The following is a 20,917-nucleotide window of genomic DNA, read 5'->3' on the forward strand; positions in this document are numbered from 1 at the left end:
AAATGAAAGCGGTTCAAGTGCGAAAAGCGTATGATCTGGTGACAGCGGAGGTGAAGAAGCCAGTTCTTTCAAAGGATGATGAAGTGCTCGTGAAAGTCAAGCGAGTCGGCGTTTGCGGTTCAGACATGCACATTTATCATGGAACGAATCCGCTCGCTACCCTCCCGAGAGTCATCGGACACGAGGTAACGGGACAAGTGGAGGCAGTTGGTGCGAATGTACAGAGCCTAAAACCCGGTGATCATGTGGTGATTGAGCCGATTTCTTATTGCGGATCGTGCTATGCCTGCCGCAAAGGGCGGCCGAATGTTTGCGCCAAGCTTTCTGTATTTGGCGTACATGAGGACGGAGGCATGCGGGAATATATTGTGCTTCCGGAAAGGCAGCTTCACGCGGTCTCAAAGGACTTGCCTTGGGAGGAAGCAGTCATGGCCGAGCCTTATACGATAGGCGCCCAGGCAGTGTGGAGAGGCCAGGTGGAAAAAGGTGATACCGTCCTGATCCAGGGAGCGGGACCCATCGGGATCTGTGTGTTAAAAATGGCAAAACTGGCGGGCGCTGCTGTCATGATGACTGACTTGAACAACGAGCGGCTGGCATTTGCGAAAGAAAACGGCGCCGATGCTGTTGTAAATGTCCAAGCAGAAAATGTTGCCGAGCGGGTCCTTGAATGGACTGGGAATGAAGGAGCAAACGTGGTCATTGATGCCGTTTGCCTGCCGGAGACTTTTGCACTTTCAATTGAGGCTGTGTCACCGGCGGGACATGTGGTTGTGCTTGGATTTGATGAAAGAGCGGCTCAGATTTCTCAGCTGCCAATTACAAAAAAAGAAGTCACGATAACCGGATCCCGATTGCAGACCAATCAGTTTCCAAAAGTGGTAGAGCTTTTGAATGGAGGCCGGTTAATGCATAACGGGCTGGTGACCCATACATTTTCAGTTGATGACGTTCATCATGCATTTCAGTTTATTAAGGAGCATCCAGATCAGGTGCGAAAAGCCGTCATCACGTTTGATTAAATGACTGAATCCGGAGGTGCGAGCATGAATATGACATTCCGATGGTATGGACGAGGCAACGATACAGTCACACTTGAACACGTGAAGCAAATTCCCGGTGTCAAAGGCATCGTTTGGGCTCTCCATCAAAAGCCCGTCGGCAACGTGTGGGAAAAAGAAGAAATCAGAGCCGAGACTGAATATATTCAATCCTATGGTTTTCATGCTGAAGTTGTAGAAAGCGTGAATGTTCACGAAGCAATTAAACTTGGGAACGAAGAACGCGGCCGGTATATTGAAAACTACAAGCAAACGATCCGCAACCTTGCCGGATTTGGCGTGAAAGTGATCTGCTATAATTTTATGCCGGTTTTTGACTGGACACGCACGGACATGTTCCGGCCGCTAGCAGATGGATCGACCGCTCTGTTTTTTGAAAAGGCCAAGGTGGAAAGCCTTGATCCTCAAGAGCTGATTCGGACGGTGGAGGATGCATCTGACATGACACTGCCGGGGTGGGAGCCAGAAAAATTGGCTCGGATCAAAGAGCTTTTTGCTGCCTACAGAACGGTCGATGAAGAAAAGCTATGGGACAATTTATCATTCTTTTTGCAGGAAATTCTTCCTGTTGCTGAGGCCTATGGTGTTCAAATGGCCATTCATCCGGATGACCCGCCGTGGCAGATTTTCGGACTGCCGCGCATTATCACAGGAGAGGCAAGCTATAAGAAACTGCGGGCGATATCAGATTCACCGTCTAATTGTATCACCCTTTGTACAGGTTCAATGGGAGCCAATCCCGCTAACGACATGGTGGAGATCGCTAAAACGTATGCCGGCATCGCTCCATTTTCACATATTCGCAATGTGAAAATTTATGAGAATGGTGATTTTATTGAAACATCTCATTTAACAAAGGATGGTTCGATCAACATTCAAGGCGTGATGGAAGAACTGCATAAGCAGGATTACGAAGGATATGTCAGACCGGATCATGGGCGCCATCTTTGGGGCGAGCAATGCCGCCCGGGATATGGCTTATACGATCGGGCACTTGGCATCATGTATTTGAACGGGTTGTGGGACGCCTATGAAGCAATGGCAAAAAAAGAGGTGGGCGTATGATCCCGCTGCATGAGAACCTGGCAGGTAAAACGGCTGTCATCACTGGCGGCAGCGGCGTGCTTTGCTCTGCGATGGCACGGGAGCTAGCCCGTCATGGCATGAAGGTGGCGATATTGAATCGGACGGCTGAAAAAGGCCAAGCGGTCGTGAAGGAGATAACGGCGGCTGGCGGCACAGCGTGCGCTGTTGCTGCGGATGTGCTGGACAGGATGTCACTGGAGCGGGCAAAGGAAGACATCCTCGGCCAATTTGGCGCTGTTGATCTGTTAATTAACGGGGCTGGCGGCAATCATCCTGACGCGATAACCGATGTGGAGACATATGAAGAAGCGGGAGAAGGCCAATCCTTTTTTGATATGGATGAGAGGGGCTTTCTAACTGTATTCTCCACCAACTTCACCGGTGCGTTTCTGGCCACGCAAGTGTTTGGAAAAGAGCTGCTGAAGGCACATTCACCCGCGATTATCAATCTTTCTTCGATGAGTGCTTATTCACCTATGACGAAGGTTCCGGCATACAGTGCCGCGAAAGCATCCATCAATAATTTTACGATGTGGATGGCTGTTCATTTTGCCGAAACCGGGCTGCGGGTCAATGCGATTGCCCCAGGCTTCTTTCTGACAAAACAAAATCATGATCTGCTGATCAACCAAGACGGAACGTTCACCAGCCGATCTCACAAAATTATTGCGGGAACACCGATGAAGCGCTTCGGAAAACCCGAGGATTTGCTCGGTACGCTCCTTTGGCTGGCGGATGAATCCTATTCCGGTTTTGTCACTGGGATCACCGTTCCTGTCGATGGAGGATTTATGGCTTATTCAGGTGTGTAACGAAAGCGATGCAACAGAAACTGAACCAACATAGGGGTGAGGTTGAGATGTTTTCAAAAGATAAGCTTCCCGTTATCCTTTTTTTGTTCCTGGCAGGGGTGATTAATTACCTGGATCGCTCGGCGCTTTCCATTGCAGCTCCTTTTATTCAGGATGATCTCACATTGTCTGCAACGCAAATGGGCTTGATTTTCAGCAGTTTTTCGATTGGTTATGCGATTTTTAACTTTCTTGGGGGCGTGGCATCCGACCGCTATGGGGCAAAGCTGACCTTGTTTGTCGCGATGGTTGTTTGGTCGCTGTTTAGCGGAGCAGTCGCCCTTGCTTTTGGCTTTGTCAGTCTGCTGATTATACGCATTCTCTTCGGAATGGGAGAAGGCCCGCTTTCGGCGACCATCAACAAGATGGTGAACAACTGGTTCCCGCCGACCCAGCGGGCGTCTGTTATCGGTGTAACCAACAGCGGCACGCCGCTCGGGGGAGCCATTTCCGGCCCGATAGTCGGCATGATCGCAGTGGCGTTCAGCTGGAAGGTATCCTTCGTTCTCATTATGATTATTGGATTGATATGGGCAGTGCTCTGGTTCAAGTTTGTCAAAGAAAAGCCGCAAGAGACGATGAAGGAAGCACCGGCAATAAAAGCAGAAACGTCTCCCGGAGAAAAAATTCCGCTCACCTTTTACCTGAAGCAAAAAACGGTCCTGTTCACGGCGTTCGCTTTTTTCGCTTACAACTACATCCTCTTCTTCTTTTTGACGTGGTTTCCGAGCTATCTTGTCGACGAGCGGGGATTAAGTGTTGAATCGATGAGTGTCATCACGGTCATACCTTGGATTTTAGGATTTATCGGGCTGGCTGCGGGGGGATTTGTTTCTGACTATGTGTACAAAAAAACAGCCCGAAAAGGTGTGCTGTTCTCGCGCAAGGTTGTGCTTGTCACGTGTTTGTTTTCATCAGCTGTCCTGATTGGTTTTGCCGGGCTTGTGGCAACGACTGCGGGGGCTGTCACTCTTGTCGCTCTGTCAGTGTTCTTTCTTTATTTGACCGGTGCTATCTATTGGGCTGTCATTCAAGATGTGGTTGATCAAAACAATGTCGGTTCTGTTGGCGGCTTCATGCATTTCCTCGCCAACACGGCAGGAATTATCGGCCCGGCTTTAACCGGATTTATTGTTGACCAAACAGGCACGTTTTCCGGAGCATTTTTGCTTGCCGGAGGGCTGGCTGTCTTCGCTTCACTTGCTGTGATTCGTTTTGTCCGTCCAATCATTGGCAAGACAGCGGGAACAGAAGCGGAGAATCCTGTGTCTTATTAATCTGGAAATATAGTGGGAGAGGCGGTATGTTTGATGATACAATATACAGTAAATAATCGCAGCCGGTATGATAAGGAAGGGAATTAGATGGTAACCATTAAAGATATCGCAAAACTCGCAAACGTATCCCACACAACCGTTTCCAGAGCACTCAACAACAGCCCTTACATCAAAGAACATACGAAGAAAAAAATATTAGAGCTAGCAGAGCAGCTCAACTATACACCAAATGTAAATGCGAAAAGTCTGGCGATGCAAAAGTCGCATACGATCGGGCTGTTCTTTACAAGCATTACAAACGGAACCTCACACAGCTTCTTTGCAGACACAATCAAAGGCGTCAATCAAGCCATAAGTGAGGATTACAATCTGTATGTGCGCGGCATTGATGATCTGAAAAACTATGATTCCGTTACACCGATGAGATATGACGGCATCATTTTAATGAGCCAAAGTGACATTGATAATTCTTTTATTTACCATATTCGCGAAAAAAACATTCCGCTTGTCGTGCTGAATCGTGATATTGATGATCGCACCATCACGAATATTTTGTCCAATGACAAGGAAGGCTCTCAAGAAGCTGTAGAATACTTTATTAAGAACGGACATCAAAACATCGCCATCATCGAGGGGATCGAAGGCTTTAAATCCTCCCAGCAGCGAAAGGAAGGCTACCTATCTGCACTGATTCAACATCATATTCCGATCAAACATGAATACAGTGTCAAAGGACAGTACGATATGGAAAGCGGATTTCAAGCGATGGAGCGGCTGCTGGCGCTGCCGAATCCTCCTACCGCTGTTTTTTGTTCGAATGATGACATGGCAATCGGAGCGATGAATGCGATATTCGCAAAGGGACTGCGCGTTCCTGATGATATTTCGGTGATCGGGTTTGATGATATTGGGTTTTCACAGTACATCACGCCAAGGCTTTCAACAGTAAAGCGACCAGTGGAGAAAATCAGCGTGCTCGGCGCGCAAAAACTCTTGTCGCTGATCAGCAAGCCCGAAACAAAAGCAGAAAAAATCTTGGAAAACACAGAATTCATGGTGCGTGATTCAGTCAGACGATTGATGACGTGATGTCCCGTTTTTCAGCGGGCATTCTTTATACAGAAAAATGTTAACGTGTGCATAAAAAGAGGGAGGCAATAAGGGTGCAGAAGCTGAATAAAAATGTGTACGATCACTATACTCGGTATCCAGAAAAAATTCTCCAATTCGGAGAAGGAAACTTTCTTCGGGGATTTATCGATTGGCAGATTGATCAATTGAATCAACACACTGATTTTAATGGGAGCGTGGCGGTTGTCCAGCCAAGAGGCTCAGAAAAAATCAAACGATTAAATCAGCAAAATGGGCTATATACGCTTTTTTTACAAGGAATGAAAGACGGAGAAGCGGTAAACGAGCATATGATTATCAACTCAATCAGCCGGGGGATTGACCTGTTTTCTGATTATGAAGCATACAAAGAATTGGCATCAAGCGAAGAGCTTCGGTTTATCATCTCCAACACCACTGAGGCAGGGATTGTATGTGATGAAAAAGATCGTTTAGAGGATAGGCCGCAAAAAACATTCCCTGGGAAATTAACTGCATTTCTCTACTTCCGCTATCAGGCTTTTAAAGGAGATCAGACAAAAGGTTGTGTCCTAATCCCATGTGAGCTGATCGAGAAGAACGGTGAAAAGCTGAAGGAAACGGTTCTTCATTATGCACATCTGTGGAAGCTGGAGGAAGGATTTACACAGTGGATTCATGAGGCCAATACATTTTGTAATAGTTTAGTAGACCGGATTGTTCCGGGTTTTCCCGTCGACAGCATTGATGAGATCACGGCAGATCTTGGCTATCAGGATGATTTGATAGTTGTGGGAGAGCAATATTATTTATGGGTTATCGAGGGGCCTGATTGGATTGGAAAAGAACTTCCCTTTGCGGCTGCAGGGCTGCATACAAAGATCGTCAGCGACCTCACCCCATACCGGACTAAAAAAGTAAGAATTTTAAATGGCGCTCATACAGCAATGACGCCAGTGGCTTTATTATACGGCTTGAAGACTGTTAGGGATGCAGTCGAGCATCCGGAAGTGGGGCGATTTATAAGAGAGCTGATTGATGACGAAATTCTTCCTGTTTTAAAAATGGAAGGTCTTTTTCAGTATGCTGACGATGTGCTGAACCGTTTTAAAAACCCGTATATTAAGCATTACCTGGAAAGCATTGCATTGAACTCCGTTTCCAAATTCAAAACGAGAAATCTGCCGACTCTTAAGGAATATGCTGAACAAAAGGGACAGCTTCCTGAACGCTTGGTGTTTTCTTTCAGCGCTCTTCTGTATTTTTATCATGATAATGAGACATTGCAGGATGATCCGGCAGTGCTTCAATTTTTCAAAGAGGTTTGGTGTCAGGAGGATGGCGACATGCTTCGGATTGCATCAAGAGTGTTAGGCGAACAGCGGCTGTGGGGGGCAGATCTCAATGAGATACCGAGGCTGACTGATAGAGTCGCTGTTTACTTGAATCATATTCATGAGCTGGGCATGCAGAGGGCTCTTGAACAATACTGCATACAAGGGGGAGAGGTACGTTGAAGTCGTTTATAAAGATTCATAAGCAAGATAATGTCCTTCTTGCTCTGCGGGATATTGAGAAGGGAGAGCGGCTGCATGCGGACGGTGTGTCGGTTGAAGTAAAGGATGATATAAAAAGAGGCCACAAGATTGCATTGCAGCCTATTAAAGAAAATGACAGCATCATCAAGTACGGGTTTCCAATCGGTCATGCATCACAAGATATCTCGATCGGAGAGCATATTCATGTCCATAATACGAAAACAAACCTGTCTGATATCCAATCATACAGCTATACACCGAGATTTGATGAAAATCCGTATTCTAATGAGAACCGGACGTTTAAAGGTTTTAGAAGAGAAAACGGAGATGCGGGTGTACGGAATGAATTGTGGATTGTCCCAACTGTCGGCTGTGTCAATGGAATAGCAGAAAAAATGCTGCAGCGTTTTGTCAGAGAAACAGGGGATATCGCTCCATTTGATAACGTACTGGTGTTAAAGCATCAATACGGATGCTCGCAGCTTGGCGACGATCATGAAAATACGAAGCAAATCCTGCTGAATGCCATTCGCCATCCAAATGCCGGCGGCGTCTTGGTGTTAGGGCTTGGCTGTGAAAACAATGAGCTGGCAAGAATGAAGGAAGCACTGCAAGATGTGAACCTGGAGCGGGTGAAGTTTCTGGAATCCCAGTCGGTGACCGACGAAATGGAGGCAGGTGTTGCTTTGCTGAAGGAAATTCATGAAGCGGCCAAAGGAGATAAGAGAGAAGACATTCCGCTGTCTGAACTGAAGATCGGGCTGAAATGCGGAGGTTCGGACGGTTTTTCCGGCATAACCGCAAACCCGCTGCTTGGACGTTTTTCAGATTATCTCATTGCACAGGGAGGGAGTACTGTGCTGACGGAAGTACCGGAAATGTTCGGCGCAGAAACCATCCTGATGCAGCGGGCTGCCAATGAAGAAGTGTTTCATAAGATAGTCGATTTAATCAATGATTTCAAACAATACTTTATTAAACATGATCAGCCGGTGTACGAAAATCCTTCACCGGGCAACAAAGCGGGCGGCATTTCTACACTTGAGGATAAATCCCTGGGCTGTACGCAAAAAGCGGGGATTTCTCCTGTCACGGATGTCTTGAAATACGGGGAAGTGCTCAAGACAAAAGGGCTGACGCTTTTGAGCGCGCCAGGCAATGATTTGATCGCCTCCTCCGCATTGGCGGCTGCCGGCTGCCAAATTGTCCTCTTTACAACGGGAAGGGGCACGCCGTTTGGCACCTTTGTCCCGACGGTGAAAGTAGCGACAAACACCGAGCTGTATGAGGCGAAGCCGCATTGGATTGATTTTAACGCAGGCCTTTTAGCAGAGGATGATGTTCATGAGGAATATGTGCTGTGTGAGTTTATCCACTATATGATTGAGGTGGCAAGCGGCCGGCTTGTGAACCATGAAAAAAATGATTTCAGAGAACTCGCCATTTTTAAATCGGGTGTGACGCTATAATAAGAAAAGGCTATCCTTCAAGCGCGGATAGCCTTTTTCATTAAATCAATTTTAAACCGCTGACTAAAATAATGGACGCCATAATAAATTGCAGTGGACGCGGGGAGAATCGAGGCGAAAGATGGCTTCCGATCAGCACGCCGGGAATTGAACCAATGAGCAGATTAGCTGCCAGCATGTAATCCACGCTTCCGAAGCTTGCGTTCAAAATGCCTGCTGCCGTAACAAGAAGAAATGCATGCGCGATATCGGTTCCGACAATCTGTGACGCTTTCATGTTAAATAAGTAAATCATGGCGATTGCAAATAATGAGCCGGAACCGATTGATGTTAATCCGACGATAAACCCAAACACCACACCAATAAGAATTGTCAGGGCCCTCTTATTTTCAAGCGGCATCAGCTGCCAGCGGTTGGGGCGAAGTTTTCTATCCAAAAACAAACGAACGATGATTGAAATGGCAACCAGCGTTAACACATATCCTAGAGCGTGCTTAATAATTTCTTCCTGATGCTGGTGAAAGGCGGGGAACAAATGCAAGATGCCAATGGCTAGCGAAGCACTCGGAATACTGCCGATGGCTAAGTATTTTACCAATTTAAAGTTAATCGTTTTCTGCCGCCAATGGGAGGCAACGCCAAACAGCTTTGTGATCGAGTTATATACAAGATCTGTACCGACCGCGATGGAAGGATTAATTCCAAGCACAATTAAAAGGGGAGTTAATAAGGCCGCTCCACCCACTCCCGTCAATCCGACTAAGGCTCCGACAAACAAACCCATCAATATGATGCTTACACTCATGATAAAGGCCTCCTGAAAACCCGACTATTTTTATCAGATTATATATGATTAGGACGCGTTAATCAATTAAATTTTTTGAATTTTTGCACGTCAGCTGCTTGGAATTTTGGTATGCTCAATATCTCTATTCATTTGCCCTATAATGAGTGTCTGGACGAAATCGAGAAGTACTAAAGGCGCAAAAAAAAGATACCTCTTAACAGGTATCTTTTTTCTTGTTTACGCTACATGCGCTGCTGATAGAAAGGAAGCTCAGTGTGGCCCATTTCCCGCACATACACGAACAGGTTGCCTTTATGGTGAATTTCATGCTCCATTGCAAGCTGAAGCAGCGCGCGGCCTGTGACTTTTCTGCCGAAAGCGGATGTCAGATCAATTTCTCTGTCCAGCTGCTCTTCAGTCAGCTGTTCAAGGATAGCGGCCGTTTTTTCTGTATATGTTTTTGCCAGAACATTGAGATCTGTTTCTGTTTCTTCCTGCTTGTTTTGAAATGGTAAGGCATTGCCTTCCTTAATGACATTTGCGAACAAGTGGAAAGACGTAAGAATGTGTTTGACCAGCTCTTCTGCTGACATTGATGTTTCTGCCGGTTTGTAGCTGTAATGGTCTTTGCTGATTTTTTCGGCAAGCTCATTGGTCACGTTTCGATGGGATAAAAAATGGCTGACAATTTGATTGGATTGGCTCATTATGATCTCCTCCATATGTAAAAATAAATGGTGCAATGAAATCCTATATCAACGGTTATGAATTCACAAGTAATATGCTGTGGGATGAAACAAAATGCTATGTCAATCGTATATATAACGTTCACAAAACATGAAATGGAGTATAAACATGACTAACATACCTTTCATTTATCAGTACGAAGAAAAAGAGAATGAAAGAGCTGCGGCGGGCTACGGCACTTTCGGTTACCTTATCACACGGATTGAAGAAACGCTTTATGATCAATACGGTGTATTCTATGAGCTCTATGCCAGTGATGATCCAAATACGGAATACTGGGAGCTTCTTGTAGAAGATGTCCGCAGCGGTTCATTGGAGCCTGAGCATGTGGCATATATATTTGAAAAGCTTGAAAAGAAAACCTTTGCTTACGATGAAGATGAGAAAGAACCGGATTATACCGTCCATAAGTCTATAAGAAACAGTGTATACGCGTATCCTGAAAAGGGAGTTGCTTTTGCCAGAATTCCATATTTTCAAGATGGGAGCATTATGAGTTTTGATTGTCTGTTTGCGGTTAACGATGAAAAGATGCGTGCATTTCTGGAGGGAGTCAGACCGCGTCTTTGGGAAAAAAGCAAGCGAAAAGTGACCGTGTTTACGGATGGAGATGGAGGGACTTCAAGAGAGCAGGAAGCCATTGTCAGAGAGGTTCAGCGGAGTCAAGTCATCATGAATCCGCTATTGAAAAAAGAGATATACAGATCAATTGATCAGTTTTTTCATAGTGATAAATCGTTTTATCAAACATATGACATCCCTTACAAGCGCGGTATTCTGTTATATGGACCTCCTGGAAACGGAAAGACGACGTTAGTGAAGTCGATCGCAGGCAGTATCGATGCACCTGTTGCTTATTGGCAAATTACTGAATTTACGTCGAGTGAGACAATAGAAGAAGTCTTTCAGGCAGCGAGACGCCTCGCTCCTGCAGTTCTGGTCATCGAGGATATAGATTCGATGCCGGAAGATGTGCGGTCCTTTTTTCTCAATACGCTGGACGGCGCGACATCAAAAGAGGGGCTATTTCTCATCGGTACGACAAACTATCCCGAAGAGATCGATCCAGGTTTGATGAATCGTGCAGGGCGATTTGACCGTGCCTATGAAATCGGGCTTCCGGATGAAGAGCTGCGGCTGGAATATATGAAAATGAGAGGCTTTGGCATCTTTTTGAGTGAAGGAGAAATAAAAAACGCCGCAAAGCTTACAGAAGGCTTTTCCTTTGCACAGCTGGGAGAATTATATGTATCTTCAGCCCTTCAATGGCACCAAGAAGGGAATCACCATATTGAAACCATGGTGAAAGACATGACAGGAGAGCAAAGAAAAAGCCAGCGGGGAAGCTGGATGGAAAGAAACAAAGTCGGTTTTCACTAAAAGAAAGCACGGGTGTTTGAAAAACCCGTGCTTTTTTGTTGCGGTTAGCCGAAATTCGACAATTGCGGTTATTTTGCGTTCTTCTTTTTCTTGCAAATATGATAAAATATGACATATCTCGGGTAATTCAAAAAGGGGGGATTAATTGAGGATGAAGCAGACGATTCCGTCCTCTTATGTCGGGCTTAAAATTAATGAATGGTATACTCATATCCGGCAGTTCCACGTCGCTGAAGCCGAACGGGTCAAGCTCGAAGTAGAAAGAGAAATTGAGGATATGGAAGAAGACCAAGATTTGCTGCTGTATTATTCTTTAATGGAGTTCAGGCACCGTGTCATGCTGGATTACATTAAGCCTTTTGGAGAGGACACGTCGCAGCTGGAGTTTTCAGAATTATTAGAAGACATCGAAGGGAATCAGTACAAGCTGACAGGGCTTCTCGAATATTACTTTAACTTTTTTCGAGGAATGTATGAATTTAAGCAGAAGATGTTTGTCAGTGCCATGATGTATTATAAACGGGCAGAAAAGAATCTTGCCCTCGTCTCGGATGATATTGAGAAAGCAGAGTTTGCTTTTAAAATGGCTGAGATTTTTTACAATTTAAAACAAACCTATGTTTCGATGAGCTACGCCGTTCAGGCATTAGAAACATACCAAATGTATGAAACGTACACCGTCCGCAGAATCCAATGTGAATTCGTTATTGCAGGTAATTATGATGATATGCAGTATCCAGAAAGAGCATTGCCCCACTTAGAACTGGCTTTAGATCTTGCAAAGAAAGAAGGCAATCCCCGCCTGATCAGTTCCGCCCTATATAATCTCGGAAACTGCTATGAGAAAATGGGTGAACTGCAAAAGGCAGCCGAATACTTTGAGAAATCTGTTTCTATTTGCAAGTCGGAAAAGTTCGATAATCTTCCGCATTCTATCTACTCTTTAACACAAGTTCTGTATAAACAAAAAAATGACGCCGAAGCGCAAAAAAAGTATCGTGAAGGATTGGAAATCGCCCGTCAATACAGTGATGAATTATTTGTGGAGCTTTTTCAATTTTTACATGCGTTATACGGAAAAAACATTGACACAGAATCGGTCTCACACACCTTTCAATTTCTTGAAGAACATATGCTGTATCCTTATATTGAAGAGCTGGCGCATGATGCTGCCCAATTCTATATAGAAAACGGACAGCCCGAAAAAGCACTTTCATTTTATGAGAAAATGATGCACGCACAAAAACAAATCCAGAGAGGAGATTGTTTATATGAAATCTAAATGGATGTCAGGTTTGTTGCTCGTTGCGGTCGGGTTCAGCTTTACTCAGGTGATGGTTCATGCAGGTGAAACAGCAAACACAGAAGGGAAAACATTTCATATTGCGGCACGCAATCAAACATGATGCATAAAAAAGACCCTTAAGGGTCTTTCAGTTTGTCGACAAAAGGGGTTCGGAATGGTCTCATTCCGAACCCCTTTTTAGCTTTTTATGGGATTTTAAGCTATTTAATAAAAAGACAGACCTCTTCGAGTTCATCATTTAGGCCATTTTTGGACCTTGCCACGTCCAGTTGGCCATCTTCTTCAGGTTCATGGCAGCGAAAGTAAGCATCGCCTGCATCGACAATTTTTTAAGTCCCCTTAACGTTGTCCAACGCATGCCATGCTTTTCTTTTCCATCTGCGAATACACGCTCAATGGTTTCTTTACGTTTGGCATAAATCTCTTTCACCTCTGCGTGATAGCGAAGATGGTCTGCCTCTTCTACGTATTCCTGCCAAATATGACGCGTCACCACTTTCTGGTGGTCTTTACTCTCCGTACATCTGGCTAAAAATGGGCATGTCGCACAAATCTGTTTTGGCGATTTGTACTCCCGATATCCTTCTTTATTCGTTGTCGAGTAGGCCAAGATCTCACCTGCCGGGCAAAGATAACAGTCAAAGTATTCGTCATACACATAGTCATGTTTTCGGAAAAAACCTTTTTTCGTACGTGGTCGTGTGTATGGCAAGGCAGGGGTCATCCCCTGTTCCAATAAGTAACGGGTAATCGCAGGAGTTTTGTACGCGGCATCTGCGGCGACCGCTTCAGGCTTTCCGACTCTCTCTATGACCTTTCCGACCAATGGCTCTAAAATCTGACTATCATGTGTGTTGCCAGGTGTGACCATGGTGCCAAGCACAAAACCGTTACGATCCGCGGCTGCGTGAAAAGAATAGGCGAACTGCTTCGTCCGTTCATCCTTCACATAGTAACCACTCTCTGGATCGGTGGTGCTTTCTTTGATTTCTTTCTTCTCTTCCTTCTCAAACTTGTCCGGAGGAAATGTTTTTTTTCCGTGATCTTCCCGGTCCTGGTTAATCTCTTCTTGAAGGCGTTCCTGATACGCGCGTGTCTCTTTGCGAACGACTTTCTTTTCAAATTTGCGTTTGTTCGCACTCGCTTTAACATGGGTCGAATCCACGAAAACGTGCTCGGCACTGATTAGCTTTTTCTCGGCAGCTTCCTTTAAGATGCGATAGAAAATCTGTTCAAACAGATCGGTATCTTTAAAACGGCGTTCATAGTTTTTTCCGAACGTAGAGAAATGAGGCACTTTATCGTGAAAACCATACCCAAGGAACCAGCGATAGGCCATATTGGTTTCCACTTGTTCAATCGTTTGGCGCATGGACCGGATTCCAAACGTGTATTGAAGGAAGGTCAATTTAATTAAGATGACAGGATCAATACTGGGACGACCGATTTCTGAATACATGTCCTTCACCAAGTCATAGATGAACGAAAAATCAAGTGCTGCCTCTATTTTACGAACCAAGTGGCTGGCCGGTACCAATTGATTTAACGTAATCATTTCTAATTGATCTCGTTGAATGGGATTATGTTTCGAAAGCATGTCAATCACCTCAAGTTATGTAGTACTTCCATTGTAAAATAAAAAAGACTGTAGGCAAACTGGATTTCTTCCAGTTTGTCTACAGTCTGAAAGACCCTTAAGGGTCTTTTTTATTTCTTCAGCTTCCATTCTTTTATCGTCAGCTTAGAAGATCCACTTGCCACCAGCGGATCCGCATGCCCGATTTCCGCTGCCTCTTCCAGTGAATTTGCTTCGATGACATACGCTCCGCCTGTGGCGTCGCTGAATGGCCCAAACATTTTTAAACGCTTTTCTGCCTGTAAACGATCCAGAAATTCATAGTGTCCAGCCACATGCTCCTGATTAAATTTCTCCGTTCTCATTGTCAGCATTAAATATGTATACATATTCAGACCCTCCGTGAACTTCAGTTTAACATATTTATCCATATTACGGTGATAGATGATATGAGTTTTTCGTCCTGCGAATGCCACCTATTTATGAAAAAAGAAAAGGAGAGATGATAGGTGAGCATTCCGGTAAAGAAAAATTTGGTTTCTGAGGCGAAATACGCGTTGAAGTGTCCTAATGCAATGTCCGCTGAATACATTACCATTCACAACACGGCAAACGATGCGTCAGCGGCCAATGAAATCAGCTATATGATCGGGAACACAAGCTCGACAAGCTTTCATTTTGCAGTCGATGATAAAGAGGTGATTCAAGGTCTGCCGCTTAACCGAAACGCCTGGCACACAGGTGACGGCACAAACGGTCCGGGAAACCGCAAATCAATCGGCGTTGAGATTTGCTACAGCAAATCGGGAGGCCCGAAGTATCAGGCAGCTGAAGCCTTGGCGATTTCATTTGTTGCACAGCTGTTGAAGGAGCGCGGCTGGGGCATCGATCGGGTGAGAAAGCATCAGGACTGGAGCGGAAAGTATTGCCCGCACCGCATTTTATCAGAGGGGCGCTGGGATCAAGTGAAGGCGGCGATTGAAAAGGAATTAAACGGGGGCGTATCAGCGAAAAAAGCTGCAGTCTCTTCTTCGGCGTCTGAATATCATGTAAAAAAAGGCGACACACTGTCAGGGATTGCCGCATCACACGGGGCCAGTGTGAAAACGCTGCAAAGCATCAATCATATCACTGACCCGAACCACATCAAAATCGGACAGGTGATCAAACTGCCTCAGACGGCATCTGCTTCTAAAAGCCATGCCGCATCCTCATATCCGCTCCCATCCGGCGTGATCAAAGTGACAAGCCCGCTGACGAAAGGGACAAAAGTAAAGCAGGTGCAGACTGCTTTAGCCGCTCTTTATTTTTATCCTGATAAAGGAGCGGAAAATCACGGCGTTGACGGCGTTTATGGCCCGAAAACAGCAAATGCAGTGAAACGTTTTCAGTCTGTCAGCGGTTTAACGGCTGATGGGATTTACGGTCCGAAAACGAAAGCGAAGATGGAGGAAAAGCTGTAAATGAAAAGACGGAAGCTGTGAAGCTTCCGTCTTTTCGCCTTACATACAAACTGCGGCAAGCACCTTTTGAATATCATAAATGCTTTCATCTTTTTTAAACTGCTTTGAGACGGCGGGAAGTTCCGCGCCGGAGATCCAAATTTTCAGCTCTGAATCAAGGTCAAAGCGGCCGGCAGTTTCCACGCTGAATCTGGAAATGCTTTTGTACGGAATCGATTGAAATTCCGTTTTCTTGCCTGTGATTCCCTGTTTATCTACAAGGATAAGCCGCTTGTCAGTAAAGACAATCAAATCGCGAACCAGCTTAAACGCGGCTTCAACATTCTCACCCTCAAGTAAAATATGGGCAAGCTCTTCTTTCACAGCAGCCGTTGACAGTGTTGACGCATTGCCGAGTAATCCATCAATAAACCCCATCATATACCTCCTCTGCGTATTCTATCAAATCATACTATAAAAAAGGTTTTCATTCATAGATGAGTAGAGTAAACTAGTGCTGACTGGTAAAGGGGGCGTTCAAAATGGAAGATATGTATGACAGCTTTGCGGCCCTTTCTGCTTCTGAGTCGGAGTACCAGATTATTTATGAGGAGAAAAACGGAAGTGAGCTTATCGTCCTCGGTCCTCACGGCGGCAGAATTGAGCCTGGCGTCAGTGAACTGGTGCGGGCATTTTCGGATCGATGTTCCATCTATTTGTTTGAGGGTCTAAAGCAGCGAAACAACCGTTCCTTGCATCTCACTAGCATTCGTTTTGATGAGCCGCTGGCTTTAGAAAAAGTGAATGACCACCATTACGCATTAGCGTTTCACGGGTATTATGATCCGAAAATCCCGCATACATTGGTCGGGGGGGCGGATCGTAAAAAAGCCAAGCTCATTTGTGAGCGTCTGAATGAAGCAGGTTTTAGCGCCGAGCTCACTAATGAGAAAGACCGCCTGGCAGGTGTACACCCAAACAATATTGTCAATCGGACGAAAAGAGAAATGGGACTGCAATTGGAGGTAAGCACGGCACAGCGAAACGCGCTATTCCGCAATTTTGGATGCCGTGATAAAAGCTACATACAAAACGATTTGTTTGATCGATATGTGGAAGCCGTCAAGCTTGGCTTTTATAAATAAAACTAGACGGGACCTGCACGGTCGGCCTATTCCTTCATACGCTGGGGTTGTGCGAAAGTGTAGGAGGAATGATTCATGTTTTATCATATAAAAGAGCTTCAATATCAAGCAAAGCCAGCTCATCCCGATCCGGTTTATGCGAAAAAACTTCAAGAGGTGCTCGGCGGCCAATTCGGTGAAATTAGCGTCATGATGCAGTATTTGTTTCAAGGGTTTAACTGCAGGGCGGATGCTAAGTATAAAGATTTGTTATATGATGTGGGGACCGAAGAGATTGGGCACGTAGAAATGCTGGCAACGATGATTTCCAGACTTCTGGACAATGCACCCGCGGATGTACAGGAGGATGCTTATAAAAGCAATCCCGCTATTGCAGCAGTCATGTCAGGGATGAATCCTCAGCACGCGATTGTGTCCGGATTGGGGGCGATGGCATCAGATAGTGAGGGCTATCCGTGGAATGCAAAATACATTATCTCAAGCGGAAACCTGCTGGCCGATTTTCGCGCTAACTTAAATGCGGAGGCCCAAGGACGCCTTCAGGTGACACGGCTTTATGCCATGACCGATGATCCAGGGGTAAGAGATATGCTGTCATTTTTGATTGCAAGGGATACCTATCATCAAAATATGTGGTACGCGGCCATAAAAGAGCTGGAGGAAAGAGAACGGGATATTGTCGTCCCGACGACGTTTCCGCGTGAGCTCGAAAAGCAGGAAGTCTCCTATGACCTGTTTAACTTTTCCAGGGGAGATGAAAGCTCACAAGGAAGATGGGCACATGGGGAAGCCTTTGACGGCCGGGGTGAATTCAGGTATATCCCGGCTCCGATTGCGTTCGCATCTGCGCCTCATCTTAAACCGGCGCCCATGTGGCTGCATAATACAGTTCCCCCAATGTCGAAATGTTAGGTTCTCTTCTGGGCTGAGGAATATATCCTCAGCCCTTATTTGATCAGATGTTTTTGCCAATATGATATAACGCTTTTTCCTCAGCGACCTGCAAGTGCTGCTGATCGCCTTCCTCGTACGCATGTGGCCGCTTGTGAGATAATAAATAAGCGAGCCGCTTCTGAAATTGAATACCTGCTTTACGCCGTTCAAACATGTCAAGCCTTTTATCAGCAAATTCCTTTGTTACCCGGAATACCGCCGAAATTGTGGCGAGTGCCTGGCTTCTCCATTGCGGCAGTTCCATCTGCAACAGCATAAAGGTTGGCACACAGAAGTGGTACATAAATTGATTTGCCTGGAATTCCTGAAGCTCTCTGAAGAGCTTGTTCATCTGAAAATGATTGCTGCATGCTTTAACACGTGGCACAGCTCATGGCCAAAATCCTCCCATTGCTCTTCCCGTGACTTTTTTTGGTTTAATACGATACTGTACATGCCGTCGTATTTCACCATCATGCTCCCCATATCCTCAAAATGCACCCAAATATCCAGATCCTTTGCGATTTTCAGCATGTCAATGTGATGAGGGGATGTGATGCCCAGCCGGCCGTATAAATTTTTAACGTATTCCTCCAGATGTGATAAGTAATCGCCCAATTGAATACTCCCTTTCGAACATTTGTTCTGTTTTTAGCGAGAAAGAAAAGCCCGTATAGGACTGGAAAGTAGTGTAGAAATCTTTCCCTTTTCTTTAAAAAATAAACACTTTTTTCTTTATATCGGTCTACTTTTTATATGTTTTAGAGAACAGAGAACGATTTATTTATTTTTCGGTTTGCGGTTTTTCTCTTTTTCTTTTAAATAGTTGATAAATTCGATGGCCTGCTGTTTGCTTTCTGGGGAAAAATCCTGCATATCGCGGTATGCAAGCTGCAGGTCCGGATCTGAGAACATATCGTCATCGGATTTTTTGTCTTTTCCCGTTAATAAGTAATCAGTCGTTACTTGAAAGTAATCAGCCAGCTTTTGGAGTGTGTCGTAATCAGGTTCGCTTCGCCCATTTTCATAGTGGGAATATCGTGCCCGTGACACACCGATGTGTGATGCGATTTCTTCCTGTGTCCTTTTCCCTCTGAGACTCTTCAATCTGCCGCCTATCATACTATGACCTCTCTTTTTTAAACTCCCTACGTTACTTATGATTATAGATACAATATGTATCAAAATAAAGTTATGATAAAAAAAGTATCAAAAATAACTTGATGATACAGATCGTATCGTTTATACTTGGTAACAACCGATACAAAATGTATCAAAAAAGATCAGGAGAGTGATCACATGTATCCGATCCAAATCGTTTTTAGTGAAAATCCCATAGATCAGCGCCATCTCGGACAATCCGGCGGCACCATTTCGTTTACCGCATGCGGCCTTCCGGTGTTCCACTTTGAAACGCAGGAGCAGTTTCAAGCATACATGATGTTAAAGGGAGAAGCGGCGTACAATGAAAAACGATAAAAGCTATCCTTTTCCGACGTATTCAGGGTTATTGAATTCAGAACATTATGACAAAATTGGCCCGGCGCTATGGCTGTTTCTCTGGTTTATCAGCTCAACAACAAAAGAAATCGAAAAAGACGGCGTAAGCTGGGGCATCGTACTCGGCCATAAGCCGTTAAAAGCGAGAGAAATGGCGGCAGTCTTCGGCGTAAGTGAAAAAACCGTCAGAAGATGGCTGGTGCTTCTCGAAAACCATGATTACATAAAGGCCGTCCGTGCGCCATACGGACTGGTGATTTCGGTCAAGCATTCCAAAAAATTCAGCTTCAGATCGGACAATACTGTACACGGGAGTCTAAAAGAACGGCCATTTTCGCCGCAGACACCGGACACAAACGACCGTACAAATATAGATAAAACAAACAAATATACTGCTGCTGATGATGCAGTGGATCACATTGCGAAGCGGTTTACACAATTACGGTCGGCTCAAGAAGGACGCACCGTGTATCCTTCCTCAAGAGATTATCAAGCCATCGCCCGCATTGTTGCCATCGGCGTTCCTGTCACGCAAACAATCAAATGGCTTGAAGAATGCTTTCAGGCTTTTGAAAACAGGCGGACCGCCGCTTCTGAAACAATCAAGGCTTTTCGCTACTGCTCGAAATTCATTGAAGATCGATTTTTCGCGCAGCAAGCCAAAAAGAATGCCGCAATTCAGCATGAGAGGATGAAAAAACATGACAAAACGAACAATCGAACAGATTTTGGACGAGCTGAGAAGAGGGAGACGTCCATTACTGGCGGACAAACCGGCCGAATCAGACGCAAGCAGGTATGATTGCCTGCGCTGCAAGGATCAGGGAGGTTATCTCGTCAGGCAGAATGGCCTGGAAGTCTGGACGATGTGCAGCTGCATGGCAGAACGAAAAGTGAAGCGGCTGCTGGGTGCAAGTGAGATTACCCACGCTTTCAGACAGCTCGGCTTCAAGGAATTCCGCACGGAGGGAAAGCCGCAGGCTATAAAAGACGCATTTGAGTGTACAAAAGAGTATGTTGCCGATTATGAACAAATCAAGGATTGCCGAAAAAACAGCATTGCCCTTTTAGGACAGCCTGGATCAGGGAAAACACACCTTTTGACTGCCGCTGCCAACGAATTAATGAGAACATGCTATGTGCCTGTCATTTATTTTCCGTTCGTGGAAGGCTTTACTGATCTGAAAAATGATTTTGCCCTATTAGAAGCGAAGCTGAACCGGATGAAGCAGGCGGATGTGCTGTTCATTGATGATCTGTTTAAACCGGTTAACGGCAAACCCCGCGCTACAGATTGGCAATTAGAGCAAATGTATTCGGTACTCAATTATCGCTACTTAAATCATAAACCGATTTTGCTTTCTAGCGAGCTGACAATTGAAGCACTTGTACGGGTTGATGAAGCGCTCGGCACGAGAATCTATGAGATGTGCAGTGACTATCTAGTGATTATCAAAGGAGCAGCCTACGAGCTTAACCATAGATTGGAGGGCGTCAGATAATGTGCAAGCTTTGTCAAACAAAGAAAGTCATTGTGGAACATACCGGTATTGGAGTCGTTTTTCATCCATGTCCGAACTGCCGGTCCGGCACTGATTTAACGCCTGTCATTCAAAAGCTGGAGCAAATGCTGACAGCGGGAAAAGCGAGGCTGAATATCTATGATTAAACAGCTGACTGCTCTAATCACTTTGCTGTTTCGGGCAAAGCGAACAGAAAAAAACATTGAA

23 protein-coding genes and 1 pseudogene are annotated in these 20,917 nt (G+C 45.2%); 17 read left to right on the forward strand and 7 right to left on the reverse strand.

Features of this window, described 5'->3' with window-relative positions; translation table 11 throughout:
- Nucleotides 1–2: 2 nt before the first annotated feature.
- The 7 genes from NSQ09_RS12585 (at nt 3) to NSQ09_RS12615 (ending at nt 8,371) form a co-directional block, all read left to right on the forward strand.
- The gene (locus NSQ09_RS12585) at nt 3–1,022 is read left to right on the forward strand and encodes a zinc-binding alcohol dehydrogenase family protein (RefSeq protein WP_017697309.1); all 1,020 of its coding nucleotides are present in this window, start codon (nt 3–5) and stop codon (nt 1,020–1,022) included.
- A 24-nt stretch (nt 1,023–1,046) separates the two neighbouring features.
- Nucleotides 1,047–2,126: a mannonate dehydratase gene (uxuA, locus tag NSQ09_RS12590; protein WP_017697310.1), complete on the forward strand. Its 1,080-nt coding sequence runs from the start codon at nt 1,047–1,049 to the stop codon at nt 2,124–2,126.
- Nucleotides 2,123–2,959, forward strand: coding sequence for an SDR family oxidoreductase (locus NSQ09_RS12595; protein WP_017697311.1), 837 nt, complete (start codon nt 2,123–2,125; stop codon nt 2,957–2,959). The genes uxuA and NSQ09_RS12595 overlap by 4 nt, the downstream gene beginning before the upstream one ends.
- Before the next feature lie 47 nt (nt 2,960–3,006).
- The gene (locus tag NSQ09_RS12600; protein WP_017697312.1) at nt 3,007–4,275 is read left to right on the forward strand and encodes an MFS transporter; all 1,269 of its coding nucleotides are present in this window, start codon (nt 3,007–3,009) and stop codon (nt 4,273–4,275) included.
- A gap of 87 nt (nt 4,276–4,362) precedes the next feature.
- Nucleotides 4,363–5,364, forward strand: a complete 1,002-nt coding sequence (locus NSQ09_RS12605; protein WP_041333918.1) for a LacI family DNA-binding transcriptional regulator — start codon at nt 4,363–4,365, stop codon at nt 5,362–5,364.
- A 74-nt stretch (nt 5,365–5,438) separates the two neighbouring features.
- Complete coding sequence (locus tag NSQ09_RS12610; RefSeq protein WP_341031572.1) at nt 5,439–6,881, forward strand: tagaturonate reductase; 1,443 nt, start codon at nt 5,439–5,441, stop codon at nt 6,879–6,881.
- The gene (locus NSQ09_RS12615; protein ID WP_341031574.1) at nt 6,878–8,371 is read left to right on the forward strand and encodes a UxaA family hydrolase; all 1,494 of its coding nucleotides are present in this window, start codon (nt 6,878–6,880) and stop codon (nt 8,369–8,371) included. The genes NSQ09_RS12610 and NSQ09_RS12615 overlap by 4 nt, the downstream gene beginning before the upstream one ends.
- A 40-nt stretch (nt 8,372–8,411) precedes the next feature.
- On the opposite strand, the gene NSQ09_RS12620 is transcribed toward NSQ09_RS12615, so the two are convergent.
- On the reverse strand, nt 8,412–9,176 hold the full coding sequence (locus NSQ09_RS12620) for a sulfite exporter TauE/SafE family protein (RefSeq protein WP_014476525.1): 765 nt from the start codon (nt 9,174–9,176) through the stop codon (nt 8,412–8,414).
- A 224-nt stretch (nt 9,177–9,400) separates the two neighbouring features.
- On the reverse strand, nt 9,401–9,865 hold the full coding sequence (locus tag NSQ09_RS12625) for a DinB family protein (RefSeq protein WP_341031576.1): 465 nt from the start codon (nt 9,863–9,865) through the stop codon (nt 9,401–9,403).
- 148 nt (nt 9,866–10,013) lie between these two features.
- On the opposite strand from NSQ09_RS12625, the gene yjoB reads away from it, so the two are divergent.
- The 3 genes from yjoB (at nt 10,014) to phrA (ending at nt 12,691) form a co-directional block, all read left to right on the forward strand.
- The gene (gene yjoB / locus NSQ09_RS12630; RefSeq protein WP_003245490.1) at nt 10,014–11,285 is read left to right on the forward strand and encodes an ATPase YjoB; all 1,272 of its coding nucleotides are present in this window, start codon (nt 10,014–10,016) and stop codon (nt 11,283–11,285) included.
- Between the two features lie 145 nt (nt 11,286–11,430).
- Nucleotides 11,431–12,567 (forward strand): response regulator aspartate phosphatase RapA, encoded by a 1,137-nt coding sequence (rapA, locus tag NSQ09_RS12635; RefSeq protein ID WP_341031579.1) that lies wholly within the window; start codon nt 11,431–11,433, stop codon nt 12,565–12,567.
- Nucleotides 12,557–12,691, forward strand: a complete 135-nt coding sequence (gene phrA, locus NSQ09_RS12640; RefSeq protein WP_003245487.1) for a phosphatase RapA inhibitor PhrA — start codon at nt 12,557–12,559, stop codon at nt 12,689–12,691. The genes rapA and phrA overlap by 11 nt, the downstream gene beginning before the upstream one ends.
- Before the next feature lie 138 nt (nt 12,692–12,829).
- On the opposite strand, the gene NSQ09_RS12645 is transcribed toward phrA, so the two are convergent.
- Nucleotides 12,830–14,188, reverse strand: a complete 1,359-nt coding sequence (locus NSQ09_RS12645) for an IS1182 family transposase (protein ID WP_041339714.1) — start codon at nt 14,186–14,188, stop codon at nt 12,830–12,832.
- A gap of 110 nt (nt 14,189–14,298) precedes the next feature.
- Nucleotides 14,299–14,556 carry a YciI family protein gene (locus NSQ09_RS12650; RefSeq protein ID WP_341031581.1) on the reverse strand — a complete coding sequence of 86 codons (258 nt, stop codon included), beginning with the start codon at nt 14,554–14,556 and terminating at the stop codon, nt 14,299–14,301.
- A gap of 120 nt (nt 14,557–14,676) precedes the next feature.
- Between NSQ09_RS12650 and NSQ09_RS12655 the strand changes: the two genes are divergently transcribed.
- On the forward strand, nt 14,677–15,630 hold the full coding sequence (locus tag NSQ09_RS12655; RefSeq protein ID WP_341031583.1) for an N-acetylmuramoyl-L-alanine amidase: 954 nt from the start codon (nt 14,677–14,679) through the stop codon (nt 15,628–15,630).
- Between the two features lie 39 nt (nt 15,631–15,669).
- Here NSQ09_RS12655 and NSQ09_RS12660 read toward each other — a convergent pair whose 3' ends face one another.
- Nucleotides 15,670–16,047, reverse strand: a complete 378-nt coding sequence (locus tag NSQ09_RS12660; protein ID WP_014476529.1) for a PH domain-containing protein — start codon at nt 16,045–16,047, stop codon at nt 15,670–15,672.
- A 104-nt stretch (nt 16,048–16,151) separates the two neighbouring features.
- On the opposite strand from NSQ09_RS12660, the gene NSQ09_RS12665 reads away from it, so the two are divergent.
- Both NSQ09_RS12665 and NSQ09_RS12670 read left to right on the forward strand, forming a co-directional pair.
- Entirely contained in the window at nt 16,152–16,754 is a 603-nt protein-coding gene (locus NSQ09_RS12665) for a poly-gamma-glutamate hydrolase family protein (RefSeq protein WP_341031585.1), read from the forward strand.
- 75 nt (nt 16,755–16,829) lie between these two features.
- Nucleotides 16,830–17,666 carry a manganese catalase family protein gene (locus NSQ09_RS12670; RefSeq protein ID WP_003245071.1) on the forward strand — a complete coding sequence of 279 codons (837 nt, stop codon included), beginning with the start codon at nt 16,830–16,832 and terminating at the stop codon, nt 17,664–17,666.
- Between the two features lie 43 nt (nt 17,667–17,709).
- Here the strand turns inward: NSQ09_RS12670 and NSQ09_RS12675 are convergent.
- Both NSQ09_RS12675 and xre read right to left on the reverse strand, forming a co-directional pair.
- A pseudogene (locus tag NSQ09_RS12675) lies at nt 17,710–18,305 on the reverse strand (ImmA/IrrE family metallo-endopeptidase).
- Nucleotides 18,306–18,467: 162 nt separating this feature from the next.
- Nucleotides 18,468–18,809, reverse strand: a complete 342-nt coding sequence (xre, locus tag NSQ09_RS12680) for an HTH-type transcriptional regulator Xre (RefSeq protein WP_003232719.1) — start codon at nt 18,807–18,809, stop codon at nt 18,468–18,470.
- 177 nt (nt 18,810–18,986) lie between these two features.
- Here xre and NSQ09_RS12685 point away from each other — a divergent pair, with 177 nt between their 5' ends.
- From NSQ09_RS12685 to NSQ09_RS12700, 4 genes are read left to right on the forward strand one after another with little or no spacing between them, the layout of a single operon-like run.
- Nucleotides 18,987–19,166 carry a hypothetical protein gene (locus tag NSQ09_RS12685; protein WP_003232712.1) on the forward strand — a complete coding sequence of 60 codons (180 nt, stop codon included), beginning with the start codon at nt 18,987–18,989 and terminating at the stop codon, nt 19,164–19,166.
- Nucleotides 19,153–19,989, forward strand: a complete 837-nt coding sequence (locus tag NSQ09_RS12690; protein ID WP_257986569.1) for a phage portal protein — start codon at nt 19,153–19,155, stop codon at nt 19,987–19,989. Before NSQ09_RS12685 ends, NSQ09_RS12690 begins: the two co-directional genes overlap by 14 nt.
- Complete coding sequence (locus NSQ09_RS12695) at nt 19,889–20,689, forward strand: ATP-binding protein (RefSeq protein ID WP_015252287.1); 801 nt, start codon at nt 19,889–19,891, stop codon at nt 20,687–20,689. The genes NSQ09_RS12690 and NSQ09_RS12695 overlap by 101 nt, the downstream gene beginning before the upstream one ends.
- Complete coding sequence (locus NSQ09_RS12700; RefSeq protein ID WP_003245588.1) at nt 20,689–20,856, forward strand: hypothetical protein; 168 nt, start codon at nt 20,689–20,691, stop codon at nt 20,854–20,856. The genes NSQ09_RS12695 and NSQ09_RS12700 overlap by 1 nt, the downstream gene beginning before the upstream one ends.
- Nucleotides 20,857–20,917 lie beyond the last annotated feature (61 nt).

The sequence above is a fragment of the Bacillus sp. FSL W8-1202 genome (genome assembly GCF_038006165.1).
GTDB classification, from domain to species: Bacteria; Bacillota; Bacilli; order Bacillales; family Bacillaceae; genus Bacillus; species Bacillus subtilis.

Bases quoted from the DNA above. Each gene is read 5' to 3' on its own strand.
- NSQ09_RS12585 (WP_017697309.1), top strand. From the start codon at position 3: ATGAAAGCGGTTCAAGTGCGAAAAGCGTATGATCTGGTGACAGCGGAG.
- uxuA (WP_017697310.1), top strand. From the start codon at position 1,047: ATGAATATGACATTCCGATGGTATGGACGAGGCAACGATACAGTCACA.
- NSQ09_RS12595 (WP_017697311.1), top strand. From the start codon at position 2,123: ATGATCCCGCTGCATGAGAACCTGGCAGGTAAAACGGCTGTCATCACT.
- NSQ09_RS12600 (WP_017697312.1), top strand. From the start codon at position 3,007: ATGTTTTCAAAAGATAAGCTTCCCGTTATCCTTTTTTTGTTCCTGGCA.
- NSQ09_RS12605 (WP_041333918.1), top strand. From the start codon at position 4,363: ATGGTAACCATTAAAGATATCGCAAAACTCGCAAACGTATCCCACACA.
- NSQ09_RS12620 (WP_014476525.1), bottom strand. From the start codon at position 9,176: ATGAGTGTAAGCATCATATTGATGGGTTTGTTTGTCGGAGCCTTAGTC.
- NSQ09_RS12625 (WP_341031576.1), bottom strand. From the start codon at position 9,865: ATGAGCCAATCCAATCAAATTGTCAGCCATTTTTTATCCCATCGAAAC.
- yjoB (WP_003245490.1), top strand. From the start codon at position 10,014: ATGACTAACATACCTTTCATTTATCAGTACGAAGAAAAAGAGAATGAA.
- phrA (WP_003245487.1), top strand. From the start codon at position 12,557: ATGAAATCTAAATGGATGTCAGGTTTGTTGCTCGTTGCGGTCGGGTTC.
- NSQ09_RS12645 (WP_041339714.1), bottom strand. From the start codon at position 14,188: ATGCTTTCGAAACATAATCCCATTCAACGAGATCAATTAGAAATGATT.
- NSQ09_RS12650 (WP_341031581.1), bottom strand. From the start codon at position 14,556: ATGTATACATATTTAATGCTGACAATGAGAACGGAGAAATTTAATCAG.
- NSQ09_RS12660 (WP_014476529.1), bottom strand. From the start codon at position 16,047: ATGGGGTTTATTGATGGATTACTCGGCAATGCGTCAACACTGTCAACG.
- NSQ09_RS12665 (WP_341031585.1), top strand. From the start codon at position 16,152: ATGGAAGATATGTATGACAGCTTTGCGGCCCTTTCTGCTTCTGAGTCG.
- NSQ09_RS12670 (WP_003245071.1), top strand. From the start codon at position 16,830: ATGTTTTATCATATAAAAGAGCTTCAATATCAAGCAAAGCCAGCTCAT.
- xre (WP_003232719.1), bottom strand. From the start codon at position 18,809: ATGATAGGCGGCAGATTGAAGAGTCTCAGAGGGAAAAGGACACAGGAA.
- NSQ09_RS12685 (WP_003232712.1), top strand. From the start codon at position 18,987: ATGTATCCGATCCAAATCGTTTTTAGTGAAAATCCCATAGATCAGCGC.
- NSQ09_RS12690 (WP_257986569.1), top strand. From the start codon at position 19,153: ATGAAAAACGATAAAAGCTATCCTTTTCCGACGTATTCAGGGTTATTG.
- NSQ09_RS12695 (WP_015252287.1), top strand. From the start codon at position 19,889: ATGACAAAACGAACAATCGAACAGATTTTGGACGAGCTGAGAAGAGGG.
- NSQ09_RS12700 (WP_003245588.1), top strand. From the start codon at position 20,689: ATGTGCAAGCTTTGTCAAACAAAGAAAGTCATTGTGGAACATACCGGT.